Origin of the sequence: Arthrobacter sp. YC-RL1 (assembly GCF_001454985.1) — a bacterium.
GTDB classification, from domain to species: Bacteria; Actinomycetota; Actinomycetes; order Actinomycetales; family Micrococcaceae; genus Glutamicibacter; species Glutamicibacter soli.
Genome location: NZ_CP013297.1, coordinates 3,199,046 through 3,212,658 on the forward strand (window position 1 = coordinate 3,199,046; position 13,613 = coordinate 3,212,658).

11 protein-coding genes and 2 pseudogenes are annotated in these 13,613 nt (G+C 58.0%); 12 read left to right on the forward strand and 1 reads right to left on the reverse strand.

The genetic code is table 11. The annotated features are described in order from the left end of the window. Window positions 1–75: 75 nt before the first annotated feature. From ATC04_RS19925 to ATC04_RS14805, 6 genes and pseudogenes are all read left to right on the forward strand, one after another. Window positions 76–462, forward strand: a complete 387-nt coding sequence (locus ATC04_RS19925; RefSeq protein WP_082123833.1) for a DUF6153 family protein — start codon at window positions 76–78, stop codon at window positions 460–462. A gap of 121 nt (window positions 463–583) precedes the next feature. Further along, window positions 584–1,189: a DUF305 domain-containing protein gene (locus ATC04_RS14790; protein WP_047118365.1), complete on the forward strand. Its 606-nt coding sequence runs from the start codon at window positions 584–586 to the stop codon at window positions 1,187–1,189. A gap of 84 nt (window positions 1,190–1,273) precedes the next feature. Further along, complete coding sequence (locus tag ATC04_RS14795) at window positions 1,274–2,149, forward strand: F510_1955 family glycosylhydrolase (RefSeq protein ID WP_047118364.1); 876 nt, start codon at window positions 1,274–1,276, stop codon at window positions 2,147–2,149. Further along, entirely contained in the window at window positions 2,146–2,823 is a 678-nt protein-coding gene (locus ATC04_RS18975) for a GNAT family N-acetyltransferase (RefSeq protein WP_047118363.1), read from the forward strand. The genes ATC04_RS14795 and ATC04_RS18975 overlap by 4 nt, the downstream gene beginning before the upstream one ends. A gap of 284 nt (window positions 2,824–3,107) precedes the next feature. Continuing rightward, window positions 3,108–4,634 (forward strand): multicopper oxidase family protein, encoded by a 1,527-nt coding sequence (locus tag ATC04_RS14800; protein ID WP_038992533.1) that lies wholly within the window; start codon window positions 3,108–3,110, stop codon window positions 4,632–4,634. 191 nt (window positions 4,635–4,825) lie between these two features. Further along, a pseudogene (locus ATC04_RS14805) lies at window positions 4,826–5,095 on the forward strand (TlpA disulfide reductase family protein); the annotation flags it as partial. A 266-nt stretch (window positions 5,096–5,361) separates the two neighbouring features. Here ATC04_RS14805 and ATC04_RS14810 read toward each other — a convergent pair. Further along, window positions 5,362–5,751 (reverse strand): heavy metal-responsive transcriptional regulator, encoded by a 390-nt coding sequence (locus tag ATC04_RS14810; RefSeq protein WP_047118362.1) that lies wholly within the window; start codon window positions 5,749–5,751, stop codon window positions 5,362–5,364. A 106-nt stretch (window positions 5,752–5,857) separates the two neighbouring features. Here ATC04_RS14810 and merA point away from each other — a divergent pair, with 106 nt between their 5' ends. From merA to ATC04_RS14840, 6 genes and pseudogenes are all read left to right on the forward strand, one after another. After that, window positions 5,858–7,288, forward strand: a complete 1,431-nt coding sequence (merA, locus tag ATC04_RS14815; protein WP_047118361.1) for a mercury(II) reductase — start codon at window positions 5,858–5,860, stop codon at window positions 7,286–7,288. Between the two features lie 274 nt (window positions 7,289–7,562). Next, the gene (locus ATC04_RS14820) at window positions 7,563–8,156 is read left to right on the forward strand and encodes a recombinase family protein (protein WP_047118360.1); all 594 of its coding nucleotides are present in this window, start codon (window positions 7,563–7,565) and stop codon (window positions 8,154–8,156) included. Window positions 8,157–8,393: 237 nt separating this feature from the next. Next, entirely contained in the window at window positions 8,394–9,185 is a 792-nt protein-coding gene (locus tag ATC04_RS14825; RefSeq protein ID WP_047118359.1) for a cytochrome c biogenesis protein CcdA, read from the forward strand. A 491-nt stretch (window positions 9,186–9,676) separates the two neighbouring features. After that, a pseudogene (locus ATC04_RS14830) lies at window positions 9,677–9,976 on the forward strand (DNA polymerase V subunit UmuC); the annotation flags it as partial. Window positions 9,977–10,130: 154 nt separating this feature from the next. Beyond that, window positions 10,131–11,243, forward strand: a complete 1,113-nt coding sequence (locus tag ATC04_RS14835) for a tyrosine-type recombinase/integrase (RefSeq protein ID WP_231735996.1) — start codon at window positions 10,131–10,133, stop codon at window positions 11,241–11,243. A 2-nt stretch (window positions 11,244–11,245) separates the two neighbouring features. Next, the gene (locus tag ATC04_RS14840; RefSeq protein ID WP_047118356.1) at window positions 11,246–11,575 is read left to right on the forward strand and encodes a helix-turn-helix transcriptional regulator; all 330 of its coding nucleotides are present in this window, start codon (window positions 11,246–11,248) and stop codon (window positions 11,573–11,575) included. Window positions 11,576–13,613: the final 2,038 nt, after the last annotated feature.

Consider the following 13,613-nt stretch of genomic DNA (forward strand, 5'->3'; position numbering starts at 1 on the left):
ATGACGCCTCGTCGTTTCCTGTCTCTGCTTGTCTCTGCACCGGACAATCCTGCTGGCCGCCGCCCGGTTATTCTTATGCTGGGTTTGGCCGGAATCATCCTCGGAATCTTGGGGATGCATGTCTTAGGAACGTCCCACCAAGCGCCAGATACTGCTGGTCTGAGCGCGACCTCTGCACACCAAGCAGTCTCCCACGATCACGGTCCACCCGTAATGGCCACAGATGGGACGGTCGGTGGCGAGGCAGATAGTACCTGCTACGGGCCATGCAATGGCGAACATCATCTCATGGCTGCCATGTGCGTACTCATAGTCATTGTCCTGGCCGTCTTGTGGTTTCTTCCTAAGCGTTGGTTCATTATTCCTGGCAAGGGGCTGCGCGCCCCGCCAGTCATGCCTGCACCGGCAAACCGGTTGCCGTGGACTCCCTCACTCATCGAACTCTCTATCAGTCGCACATAAAAACGCCGGCCGCTTTCCCCATACCGGGGAGAGCTCCGGCTATTCGTGCGCACCCTTGTGTGCCGTCTTGGCCGGGTATTGATGGATACCCCGTTTGAGAACACTTTGAAGGAATACCCACATGAAACGCCTGACTTCCATTTCGGCAACCGCTCTTGCAGCAGCACTCGTCCTGTCCGGATGCTCCACGGACGCTGGCACCACCGAACCTGAAAGCACTATGTCCGGCATGGATCATGGCAGCATGCCGACGTCGGCCTCCGATGCTGCAGCCGACCACAATAGTGCCGATGCCATGTTCGCGCAGATGATGACGCCTCATCACGAACAGGCTGTCCAGATGAGCGACATCATGCTGGCCAAGAAAAACCTGGATCCCCGGGTTACCGAGCTTGCCCAGGACATCAAAGCCGCCCAGGGGCCGGAAATCAAGAAAATGAACGACTGGCTCCAGACCTGGGGCGAGCCTATGAAGATGTCCGGAAGCCATGAGATGGACGGGATGATGACCCCGGAGGACCTTTCCAACCTCGAAGCCACCCAGGGCACCGAAGCTTCGCGGTTGTTCCTGACCCAAATGATCGCCCACCATGAGGGGGCCATCACTATGGCTGAGGACGAAGTCGCCAACGGATCGAATCCTGCAGCCGTCGAGCTGGCTAAGGATGTTGTCTCCAGCCAGGGAACCGAAATTCAGGCCATGAAGACCCTGCTAGCCGACCTCTAAAGACTCCACGTTGCCGCTGCTGCCTAGGGTGCCGCCTCCCCTGACCCATCTGAGCAGCACTTCTGATTGATTCAAGGAACCACCATGCTTACACAGAACTCACTTTTGCGCGCTCAAAAACGCGCAGTCTTGTCCGTCGCCGCGCTCTCTATGGCCCTACTCACGGGCTGCACGCAGTCAATCAGCGAAGGACCCGCTGCGCAAGAAGCTGCCAGCGTCGCAGTCTTCAGCCACGTCCACGGCATGAGCGTTGACCCGGATTCCGGGCGCATCCATTTGGCCACCCATGAGGGACTCTTCGATGCCACAGCTGACGAACCGCAGAAAATCGGGCCCACCATTGACCTGATGGGATTCGCCACCGCCGGAAAAGACGAGTATTACGCTTCCGGGCACCCGTCGACTGAGACCGGTCTGCCCGACCCGGCGGGTTTGATCCGATCAACTGATGGCGGGTCCACGTGGGAACCGCTCTCTCTTCAAGGCAAATCCGATTTCCACGCCTTGGCCGTCACCGGCGAGAGCGTCATCGGTTTTGACGGCACACTGCGGGTGACCGATGACACGGTCACATGGAACAACATAGATGCCGGCATCCAGCCCTATCATCTCGCCGGAAGCCCGCTGTCCCAAGTCGTGCTGGCCACCACCGAACAAGGAGTACACCGTTCTGAAGATGGCGGGAAAACCTGGACCTTACCCCAAGACGCTCCGGTCCTGCTGCTGACCGCTTTTGCCAGCAAATCGGTCGTCGTCGGAGTGGAACCGGATGGTGCGGTACAGCTCAGCCGCGATGCCGGACGCACTTGGCAAAAGACTGCTGGAGTCGTCACCGGGCAACCGGCTGCCATTGCCGCCACCGGCGACGATGGCGGACACGTGCGGATCTGGGTGGCCACCAGTACGGGTATCTCACACTCCACGGACGACGGAGCGACTTTCACCGAGAAAACCCCATGAGCCGAATAACCTCAAAGAATCCCGGCACCGGCTCACCTGTCGTCATCAGAGATGCCACAGAACAAGACCTGAGCAGGATGGCCTCGGACATGATCCGCTACCTTCCAGATGGATTATTCCCCCACTTAGGAAACCACTTCGTACGTCGTTGGATGAAAACGTTCCTCACCGAACGATTCGGGATTGCCCTTGTCGCCGTGAGTGACGATGAACAGCCAATAGGCTTCCTAATTGGCTCGACCAACCAAGTCCGCCACATCGCTGACGTACTAGCCAACCAGAAGTGGGGACTTCTCCTCTCGGGTCTCGCGGCGCTCTCCATCCGGCCACGTGTACTTCTACATTTTCTGGGCACCCGCGCACGTCCCTATGCCCGTCGTCTGCTAGGACGCACCGCTAGCCCGGTATCCAGCGACAGAGTGATACCGTCGCCTGCTGTCATTACATCACTTGTGGTGTTGCCAGATCGGCGTGGTGAAGGAATAGGCGTTTTTCTGATGGACGCATTCCTTAAACGTGCAACAGCGGACCATGCTAGGTTGGCCGAGCTCGCCACCGCGGCCGGTGCCAACGGGGCAGGTAAATTCTATGAGAAGCACGGTTGGACATGCGTCGAGCAGCGATTCTCCAAGGATGGAATGGCAACCAGTATCTACCACCGCTATCTTCAGTAACCGGAAATGTAGGCTTCGGCCAGATCAACGACCCGCCGAACGTCGGTCACGATCTCTAATCACTGCAGGTTAGCTCTTAGGCACCGTGTTCCTCCAAGATCAGAGAGCTAGGAGTCGAAATACCAGACGGCGGCCAGCGGCATTGCAGACACGGCGGACCACCAAAGCGGCATGAGGCTGCGTAAAAACCGTAATCCGTTGGATTGACTGCGTGCCACGAGCTGGCCGCCATCCTCTATTTTCCTATGCTCCCCCAAGACTCACACTTCATAAAGGACTGCTTCATGACTTACCAATTCAACCGACGTTCCTTCCTTGGACTGTCCATTGCCACGACCGCAGCTGCTGCCCTAAGCGCCTGCGCACCCAAGGCCCAGAACTCCACCGGGGTGTCCCGAGTCCTGCCCACCGACCCGCTCATCGCAGAAGTCGAAAACTTGCGCCCCAGTACCGGAAAGACGGTCACGAAAACGCTGAAGGCAGAGTCGATAAGCACGGCAATGGCCGGAGAGAAGATCACTACATGGGGATACGACAAGAAGCTGGTCGCCCCCACACTACGTGGCATGGTCGGTGACCAGCTCAACCTGAACCTCACCAATGAGCTTCCTGAATCCACCAGCATCCACTGGCACGGTCTTGCCTTACGCAACAACGCCGACGGCGTGCCGGGACTCACACAGGAGGCAGTGGAGACTGCGACCAGTTATTCCTATGACTTCAAGCTGGCACATCCCGGCACGTATTGGTATCACTCCCACGTCGAGATGCAGCGCGAACGCGCCCTCTATGGCGCTCTGATCATTGATGATCCGCAAGAACCATTGCAGTACGACAAGGAGTGGGTGATCGTCTTGGATGACTGGCTTGATGGTGTCACCGGAACGCCTGATGAAGCGATGAAGGAGCTCGCTAAGGGGATGGCACCGATGAGTGGAATGAGCCACGGTAGCGAAGACGGCGGCATGGTGATGGGCCATATGCTCATGGGTGCAACCAGCGATTTTTTGGGCGGAGATGCCGGTGACGTGGCCTATCCGTTGCATTTGTTCAACGGCACCACCATCGAAAAACCCGAGGTTTTTATGGCACAACCCGGGGATCGAGTTCGATTGCGTATTGTCAACGCCGCGGGCGACACTGCCTACCGGGTCGGAGTTCCGAAACAGAAACTTATCGTGACCCATACCGATGGATTCCCGGTCGTTCACGCTGAGGTTGACGCCGTCGTCTTGGGCATGGGAGAGCGCATCGACGCGCTTTTGACGATCCAAGATGGTTTCACACCGTTGTTGGCCTTGGCCGAAGGGAAAGCCCAAATGGCCTACGGTCTCATTGCAACCGGGACAGGTACGGCCCCAAGAAAGGGTGATCTCCCGACGGCCTTGACCGGAGAGATCGTTGACGGTGGACAGCTCACCGCCGACCCTTCCGTGAATCTTGCGGTCAAGACGCCGGACCAAGTCCACGAGCTGCGGTTGACCGGCGGAATGGAGAACTACGACTGGGGCATCAACGGCCATCGTTTCGACATGGCCAAGCCCTTTGAGCATACCTTTGATCTGAAAGAAGGACAGCGCGTGGAAGTGAAATTCATCAACGACACCGACATGTGGCACCCGATGCACATCCACGGCCATACCTTCCAAATCGGGCAGTCCGGGGCACGAAAGGACACCGTGATTGTCCGTCCACGGGAAACTGTCACCGTCCAATTTGATGCCGATAACCCGGGCCAATGGCTCACACATTGCCACAATGCTTATCATGCGGAACGCGGCATGATGGGAGTATTCTCCTACGTCAAGTAGCTCACGAAACCATGGGCATGTGCATAAATCCAGTTCTACAACCATGTATAAACCGGCGCCGATCTCACAAACCGTCTCTGCAAACCTCTCAGGAGTCTGACAACATGAAAACCCTCAGCGAGTCCCAAGCACAGCGCTTGGGACGGCGTACCTGCTTGCGCGCCGGCATGCTTGCTGCCTTAGTTAAAGTGAAGGCCGAATTTATCGGCATCAATATCCGTGACGAGAAAGAAGCCGCACAAGCCTTCGAGCGCATTTTTGGGATCTCATACCCATCGGTGCAAGACACCCAAGGTGAAATCCGGCTGGCTATGACCCAATATGTCCCATTGCAGGCAGTGCCCACCACGCTGGTGCTCGACAAACAGGGACGGGTCGCGTCACGTGTCCTTGGAGCGGCCGAAAAGGCCACGCTTAAGGCCCTGATAGATACCCTTCAGGAGTCGGGGTTTCGGGAGTAACGACGTGAAATTGCGCGCTAGGCCTCAAATGACTTGTTAGGGTAAACCCCAAACAGACGTAAGCCTGATGAAACGTGTGGTTTTCAACGCTAAATGTCGTAGCCACAAACCTCGGAAGGTGCTTCGGCCCGCCCCGGCGCCAGTCCAACGGGCGACCATGAAGCCGCCAAGCCCTCGTGGGGATGCGCGGTCCATGGGCGCCCACCTTTAACGCCTGGCAGGTATTCCCGGCCGCGCGACCCGCAACCAGCGGGGTGGGACATCGATCAGATGTAGCGGCAGACCTGGTCGGCGGAGCAGGAATCCGGCTCCGGCTTGCTTGCCTTTTCGTGGAGCTGGAAAATGGTTTCCCGGAGGGCCAGGAGTTCGGCGATCTGGGCATCGAGTTCCCCGAGGCGCTGCCCGAGCAGGCCCTGGACGTGCGAGCACGGTGTCTGGCCGTGCTCGCGGATCTTCAGGATCTGGCGGATCTGGCCGAGGGTCAGCCCGGCGGCCTGTCCGCGGTGGATGAACGCGACCTGCCCCACGGCATCCTCGGCGTAGTCCCGATAGCCGGATGCCAGGCGCTCGGCGGGAGGGAGTAGCCTCGACTCCTCGTAGAACCGCAGGGTCTTGGTCGTCGTGCCTGTTGCTTCCGCGAGCTGTCCGATCCTCATGTTCCCCGATTCCTCCTTCGGTGGCCACCCAACTTGACCTTCCATTGTACTGGAAGGTTCATGATGGTTCATGGGAAGTCTTGAACGACAGTGAAGAGGTATCTTGATGAGCAACGAACAGTTCGATTTGGCGGTTGTTGGTTCCGGGGGCGGCGCGTTTGCGGCCGCGATCCGGGCCACCGGACTGGGCAAGCGGGTCGTGATGGTGGAGCGCGGCACCGTGGGCGGGACGTGCGTGAACACCGGGTGCGTGCCCTCAAAGGCGCTCCTGGCCGCCGCGGAGGCACGTCACGTGGCGTTGGACGCGGCCCGCTTCCCCGGGGTGGCGGCCTCGGCGGGCCCGGTGGACATGCCGGCCCTGATCCGGGGCAAGGCCGCGCTGGTGGAAAGCATGCGAACGGAAAAGTACATTGAACTGGCCGCCGACCACGGGTGGACCATGCTCGAAGGGGAGGCCTCGTTCACCGGAACCCAGGACGAACCCCGACTCCGGGTCGCCTCCCCGGACGGTGCCGAAAAAACGATCGAGGCCGACCACTATCTCGTGGCCACCGGCTCCGCCCCCTGGACGCCTCCCGTCCCTGGACTGGACGAGACAGGGTACCTGACCTCGACGACGGCGATGGAACTGGACGAGATCCCCGAATCAATGCTGATCATGGGCGGGGGCTATGTTGCCCTGGAAATGGCGCAGCTTTTCTCCCGGCTCGGTTCCCGGGTGACCATGCTGGTCCGTTCCCGGCTGGCCTCGCAGGAGGAACCGGAGGCATCCAAGGCATTGGCCGAAGTTTTTGCCGACGAGGGGATCCGGGTGGTCCGGCGGGCCTCCGCGGAGACTGTGGAGCGCGATCACGCCAACGGAGGGGTCCTGGTCTCGGCATCCGTGGCCGGCGGCAGGGAAACGTTCCGGGCATCCCGGCTCCTGGTGGCCACAGGCCGACGCCCCGTCATCGACGGGTTGAATCTTGACGCCGTCGCCGTGAAGACCGGCGCCACGGGCGAGATCGTGATTGATTCCCGCCTGGCCACGTCCAACCCGCGCATTTGGGCTGCCGGGGACGTGGCCGGACACCGGGAGTTCGTTTACGTCGCCGCGGCCCACGGCGCCCTGGCCGTGGACAATGCGTTCACCGACGCCGTCGCCGAGGTTGACTACCGGCACCTGCCCCGGGTCACCTTCACCAGTCCCGCCATCGGGTCGGTCGGCATGACGGAGAAGGAAGCCGTCGCTGCCGGGATCCGCTGCGAGTGCCGGGTCCTGCCCCTGGAGTACGTGCCGCGAGCCGTGGTCAACCGCGACACCCGCGGCTTCATCAAGGTCGTCGCCGAGCTCGGCACCGGACGGATCCTGGGCATTTCCACCGTCGCCAGGGACGCCGGGGAACTGGCCGCCGCCGGCGTCTACATCCTCGCAGCGGGGATGACAGTCGCACAGGTCGCCGCCGCCTGGAGCCCCTACCTGACGATGGCCGAGGGCATCAGGATCGTCGCCAAGGCCTTCACCACCGACGTCGCCAAACTGTCCTGCTGCGCCTAAGCGAAACCCACCTGAAGCAGAGGACTTCAATCTCAGGTGTCCGCTGCACTACAACCGCAGTGGCGCACCTACCGACAGGGGAAAGCGGTCAGACCAACCGCTGACGGTCGCGAGGCGTCTTGAAAACCTAAAGCTTTTTGAGACATAAGAACTGCACCAACTTTGGCAATCGGTCGCATTGAAGTCCCGGGAGGCAGTTTGTTCCAAAAAGTCGTCTTGCCGTAAAACGTCTTACGAGGTTGGCATCCAAGAGTTTTTGAGACAAAATGGCCATGTGAGACATTTGGGATACACGCGTGTGAGTACTTCGAGCCAGGATGCGCAGTTGCAGCTCGACGCGCTTCTCAAGGACGGGGTGCAAAAGCGGGATGTGTTCGCCGATGTCACCTCCGGCAGCAGGACGGCGATCGAGCGGCCCGGGATGAAGAAGCTGCTGGAATACGCCGAGGCCGGGGACACCGTGGTGGTCTGGCGGGTCGACCGGCTCGGCCGTTCCTTGATCGATGTGCTGAACACCGTGAACCTGCTGCGCGAACGCGGTGTGCAGGTCCGGTCTATTTCGGACGGGATCGACCCGGCGACCTCGACCGGGCGGATAATGCTGAACCTGCTGGCTTCCTTGGCTGAGTATGAGCGTGAGCTGATCGTTGAGCGCGTCAACGCAGGGATCGCCGCGGCCCGGCAATCGGGCACCCGTTTCGGCCGGCCGCTCTCGGACCCGGCCGTGATCGCGGACAAGCTCGCGATCGCGAAGGACGCCCGCGCGAGGGGACGCACCGCAGAGGACGCAGCACGCTTGGTCGGGTGGAGCCGCGCGACGCTCTACCGCCATCTCGGGCAAGACTCCGGATCCGTCAAGGGCCAGTGATCGCTGATTTCTCTGCGGAGTGCGGTCAAATTCTGAACGGCACATGTCCGAAGAGAAAAACCTCCGCGAGCGTCATTAACTTCACCCTCAGCTGGGGACCAGGATCATACGCTTAGCGCCAACCGCTGTAACGATGGTCCTACAGGCCAAATTTCAACATCCACATACGAAATCAATACCGGTCCGTCCTTAGCGTGAATTTCCGTAAGGATCTTCCCCAGACCCCGAGTCGCTGTGATGAATTTGCCGCTCACCACCACCTTGGCAATTTCGGTCCAGAGCAACCCTTTTGCTGAGGTTATCCAAGATGGATCCTTGCTGCTTGCGGTTCCCGTGGCCGTCCTTGCCGGCCTCGTCTCGTTTCTGTCGCCGTGCGTTCTTCCTTTGGTTCCGGGTTATCTTGGCTACGTGACTGGGCTATCTGGTGCTGATCTCGTCGAGCAGAAACGTGGCCGCATGGTCGCGGGTATTGCTCTGTTCATCCTCGGATTCACTGCCGTCTTCGTGCTCGCCGGAGTGGTCTTTTCTCAAATCGCCGCATGGATGCGGTTCGAAGGTGCCTGGGTCACTCAGCTTCTCGGTGTGCTGGTGATTTTCATGGGCATTGTGTTCATGGGTGGATTTTCTTTCATGCAACGCGACGCGAAGATGCACCGCAAACCACCGGCTGGCTTGTGGGGTGCCCCGGTACTGGGTGTGACCTTCGGGCTTGGTTGGGCACCTTGTATCGGACCCACACTTGCCGCAGTGTTGACAATGAGTACCGGCCTTGACCCCAACCCTGCGAAGGGCGCCTTACTGACATTCTTCTATTGCATGGGGCTGGGGCTGCCATTCCTTTTCATCGCAGTGGGGTTGCGACGCGGAATGGGTGCCATGAAGTTCCTGCGTCGGCACCAGCTATCGATCATGCGCGCGGGCGGCGGCATCTTGATTCTTCTTGGAATTCTGATGGCCACCGGCCTGTGGGGCTCCTGGGTGACGCAATTGCAGGACTGGTTCGCCAATGAGATCAGGTTGCCCATCTAATGGCACAAAAGATGTAATGGTCACAGCTACTGCCTGGACAGGCATGTGGCACTCGCTCTGAACACAGCCCACCAGCGTGTATACCGACACTCTGCTGCTGAACCGTCGCTGTAGCTAGGCATAGTTCTTCTCCGGCACTTGGTAAACCCAGAATCGGCGACAAAGTATTGGTTACTAATCTTTTCCGATGAGGCCAGAGCCGTCCAGATATGGCCGAGTCGCTGTGATTGTTACCCGAAGATGCTGCGGTGAACCACAGCCGGTCACCCTCGGATTCCTCCATGGATTCACCGAATCTCAAGCAAGAAATAACAACCACCTTATGGGTAGGCACCTCGCGAAGAGTTCGAGGTGGCTACCCATTTATTTATCCAAACTGTCAAACCTATGTTCTATATTTTAAGAAACCAATTCGCTTAGATAGATCATGGGTTCAATAAAGGTGTCATTGGGTCAACTCTTCTTAGCGAATATCAACGAAAGTGATACCGATGGTTACCAACATAGACTCCCCCGACCCGGCACAGCGGGGCGAATACATCGCACACGTGGACGTGAACAGCTTCTATGTCTCCTGCGAACGTGTCTTTGACCCGAAGCTCGAAGCCCGCCCGGTGATCGTGCTGTCCAATAATGATGGCTGCGCGGTCGCGCGCAGCAGCGAAGCCAAAACCCTGGGGATTGAGATGGGTGCGCCCTGGTTCAAACTCGCGGCCGACGCTGACCGCCTCGGGCTGGTCGCGAAGTCCTCTAATTACGAGCTGTATGGGGAAATGTCGACCCGCGTCATGAACCGTCGACTGTTGTGCGAAATGCAACTCGCAATCATTCTTTGACTCGGCAATAAGCGATCATTCTCATTTGCGAGGGCAGTTTACCCAGTGTAGTTCAAGTCTTCTCGGTCGGCTATTGACCGTTGATGCATGCGCCCTTACATTGTTGTATGTGGTGCAACATTCAGATGATTTAATGCGGACTCTTCGCGCCGTGTCGGACTCGTCCAATGTGGCGTTTGTGACGCCGGAAGCGACGGTGTTTGAGGCCATGCTTGGTGGTTGGGAAAGCCAACAGCGCAGTCGGGGGCTGCGTTCCACGACTATTGCGACTCGGCGGCGTCTGATCCTGCGGTTGCAGGAGTTTTCTGGAAGGATGCCGTGGGAGTGGAATGCTCAAGATGTCGAAGAGTTTATTTCGGGGCCAGATCAACGGCTCAAGTCGCTTTCAACTATGCGGCACAATCACAATGCTATTAAGACGTTCTGTGCGTATTTGATTGATCCGAATTATGACTGGGTGGAGATTTGTGAAAACCAGTTTGGTAGCCACCCGGTACAGGTTTGTCTGTCCTGGAATACGGTGGCACATAAGGCTCAATATGAGGGGTCTGGAAAACGTCGTCCTCTGTCCTTCGACGAGGTTGAAACCCTATTTGACACGGCCGATGCCAAAGTCGAAGAACTCGCTGCGTCAGGGAAGAAGGGCGCGCTGGCCGCGCTTCGAGACTCTCAGATATTCAAAACAGCTTATGCTTTTGGGCTACGACGAAATGAGTTAGCCCAGTTGGATCTTGCGGATCTGCACTACAATCCCGAAGCTAAACAGTGGGGACGTTATGCGGCTTTGCATGTGCGATGGGGCAAGGCCGCCGGCGGCGGTGCACCTCGACGTCGTACTGTTTTGCTCGTGCCAGAATTCGATTGGTGGGTACCGGGTATGCGGCAGTGGGTTGAACAAGGCCGTGATCGGTTTGATCCAGGAGAACTCGATGCTATTTGGGTTACCGAGCGACGGACTCGCATCTCTGGGGGTTATCTTGATCGCCGATTTGCCGAGCTTCGTGCCGAAGCTGGGTTGCCGGAAGAGCTGACGTTGCACAGTCTGAGGCATTCGTATGTCACGCATTTGATTGAACATGGGTATGCTGACCGCTTCGTGCAGGAACAAGTGGGGCACCAGCACTCGTCTACCACCTCGATTTATACCTCCGTGAGTGGAGATTTCAAGAATAGAATTTTGGCCCAGGCGCTGCGAAAAATTACCGAGGAGGAGGAGGGGTAGGAATGATTGAGCTTCATACTACGTGGAACCTTCGAGCCATTATGGCTTCGAAAGGGCTATTCCAAACGACTGATCTTCGCCCTTTATTGGCCGAGCGAGGCGTTGAGCTGTCGCGGGAGCAAGTGTATCGGTTGGTCACAACGCCACCTCGCCGCATTAGTCTGGAGGTGTTGTCTGCGCTGTGTGATGCGCTGGAGTGTTCTAAGGATGAGTTGATCGTGACGGAGCGGCGTGAAGTCGAAGCGCCGAAGACTGCTGTGGCTGAAGGTAGTAAAGCGCCTATTGGTGATCTGCGTCCGGTGCGGGCCAGGATCAGACGGCCTAAGTACTAACGAAAGCTCCTTATGGATACAGTGACACAAGACATTGTCTTGATTCTGGAGCCTTATGTCCCAGAAATTGCGCCGAGTGTTCTGGCCGCCATGATCGATTCTATTGCGCCGGTCCATCGGACGCGTCGGAGGCTGTTCATCGCGATCAGTAAACGGCCCGGGATTCTGACTGGTGAGGACCCGAACGTGCCCGTGACGGTTCAAGCCTTGACCGCTGCTCTCAGGGAGGCTGGGGCCGTGGCGATTGTGGTGCCGGGATGTGAGAGTTGTGGCCGAAAGATGCAGTTGCCGCATCGAGCTCCTCAAGGAGGTCGCCACTGTTCTCGATGCGAGAAAAATTATCGAGCGAGACCATGTGTTGGCTGCGGGCAACGGCGACCCATCCATAAAAACCTTGATGGACAGTACTTTTGCAGACCGTGTTGGAGGCTCGATCCACGCTCCTTTGGCGCATGCCATCGCTGTCAGGAGACAACCTCTGTTAAGAATGCTTTAGACGGAACGTTGGTCTGCAATCGCTGCTATGAGCGTCCCAAGGCTGATTGTTTCGGCTGTCAACGTCTTCAACCCATAGCCCTACACCTGCAAGGGAAGACGATCTGTCCCAATTGCTACTACGGGATGCGTTATCCTCGGCCTTGCCCAGGCTGTGGTGAAAAGAAATTCCTCACCCACATTGTAAACGACCAACTGTGCTGTGCTTCGTGCGCAGGTCAACCCGAAGTTTTAGCATGTCCGGGATGCGGTTCAGTGAAGAACGTGCGCAAGTTCCACCTGTGCATCGAATGCCACCGCCCTGAAACAATCCGAACGATGCTGGCAGATGCCGACGGGGCTGTGCGGCCTGAGCTTCGACCGTTAGAAAAGTATTTATTGGAAGGGCCTGCGCGAGCTGACTCCCTCATGGGGTGGCAATACACCAACCGTGTCAGTGCTGCGGTGCTGCGAGAATTAGCCACCGGGCAGTTGCCCCTAGAATTCGAGGCAATCTTTACCCGATGCGGAGGAAAACAAGGGGCAACGTTCTTACTGAGCCTGCTCGTGACCTCCGGCGTGCTCCCAGACATCGATGTCAATGAGGAACGATACTACCCCTGGTTGACCTCGTGGCTCTCGGAACAGACCAACTCGACTCATCGGTTGTTGCTGCGCCGATACGCGCAATGGGGGCTCTCGACCAAACCCTGGGCAGGGTACGCGATACGACCTACCGATCCCAATAACCGGTTTCACCGGCTCCGATCTCGACTACAGACCTGTGCTGAATACCTTCAATTCGTCGAGGAGCAGGGATATACGACCTTGACCTTGCCCCAACGCGTGCTCGACGCCTACGTTGCTGGCTCAGCGAACCGGCATGATCACATAAGCCACTTCACGCGATGGCTTAAAGACAATGGACTTGCTACAGCTGTCTCATCATATCGTCCAAAAAGAGAACCCGTAAGTTCGATGCCTCCGGATGAACGCTGGGATCTAGCGCGCTGGTTGCTCCGAGATCAAACCCTAGAACCGCAAGACCGTGTCGCAGGACTATTTGTGTTGTTATACGGACAACCACTGACTCGTATTGTCGCCATTCCACGTACTGCGGTGCATTTCAGCAAGCAAGGCGTTTCCGTCACCCTCGCCGATGATCCTATTGAGCTGCCTGAACAACTCGGGCATGCTGTCACGCTGTTGTACCAGAACCCACCCAGAACTCACCGGGATATAAATGACACATGGATATTCCCCGGAAGGTGGCCAGGTAGACACCTCACCGCAGGGGCCTTAGGAAGCCGGTTGAATCGATTGGGTATTCCGGTCAATCGTTCTCGTTCGGCCGCACTCCTGGAACTTGCCGCTGAAATACCTGTGCCACTCTTATCGGATCTGCTCGGTATCTCCACCGTCTCAGCTGCAGCCTGGGCAACAGCAGCAAACCGCGACTGGTCAACATATCCTGCACTACGCACGAAGGCTTGCCCGGCAAGATATCCGCCACGGAACTGATACAATCCAGGGTATGGCAGGTTCCTCTGCGGCTGCAGCCGCC

Coding starts and splice junctions, on each gene's coding strand:
- ATC04_RS19925 (WP_082123833.1), top strand. CDS start 76: ATGCTGGGTTTGGCCGGAATCATCCTCGGAATCTTGGGGATGCATGTC.
- ATC04_RS14790 (WP_047118365.1), top strand. CDS start 584: ATGAAACGCCTGACTTCCATTTCGGCAACCGCTCTTGCAGCAGCACTC.
- ATC04_RS14795 (WP_047118364.1), top strand. CDS start 1,274: ATGCTTACACAGAACTCACTTTTGCGCGCTCAAAAACGCGCAGTCTTG.
- ATC04_RS18975 (WP_047118363.1), top strand. CDS start 2,146: ATGAGCCGAATAACCTCAAAGAATCCCGGCACCGGCTCACCTGTCGTC.
- ATC04_RS14800 (WP_038992533.1), top strand. CDS start 3,108: ATGACTTACCAATTCAACCGACGTTCCTTCCTTGGACTGTCCATTGCC.
- ATC04_RS14810 (WP_047118362.1), bottom strand. CDS start 5,751: ATGAGGATCGGACAGCTCGCGGAAGCAACAGGCACGACGACCAAGACC.
- merA (WP_047118361.1), top strand. CDS start 5,858: ATGAGCAACGAACAGTTCGATTTGGCGGTTGTTGGTTCCGGGGGCGGC.
- ATC04_RS14825 (WP_047118359.1), top strand. CDS start 8,394: ATGAATTTGCCGCTCACCACCACCTTGGCAATTTCGGTCCAGAGCAAC.
- ATC04_RS14840 (WP_047118356.1), top strand. CDS start 11,246: ATGATTGAGCTTCATACTACGTGGAACCTTCGAGCCATTATGGCTTCG.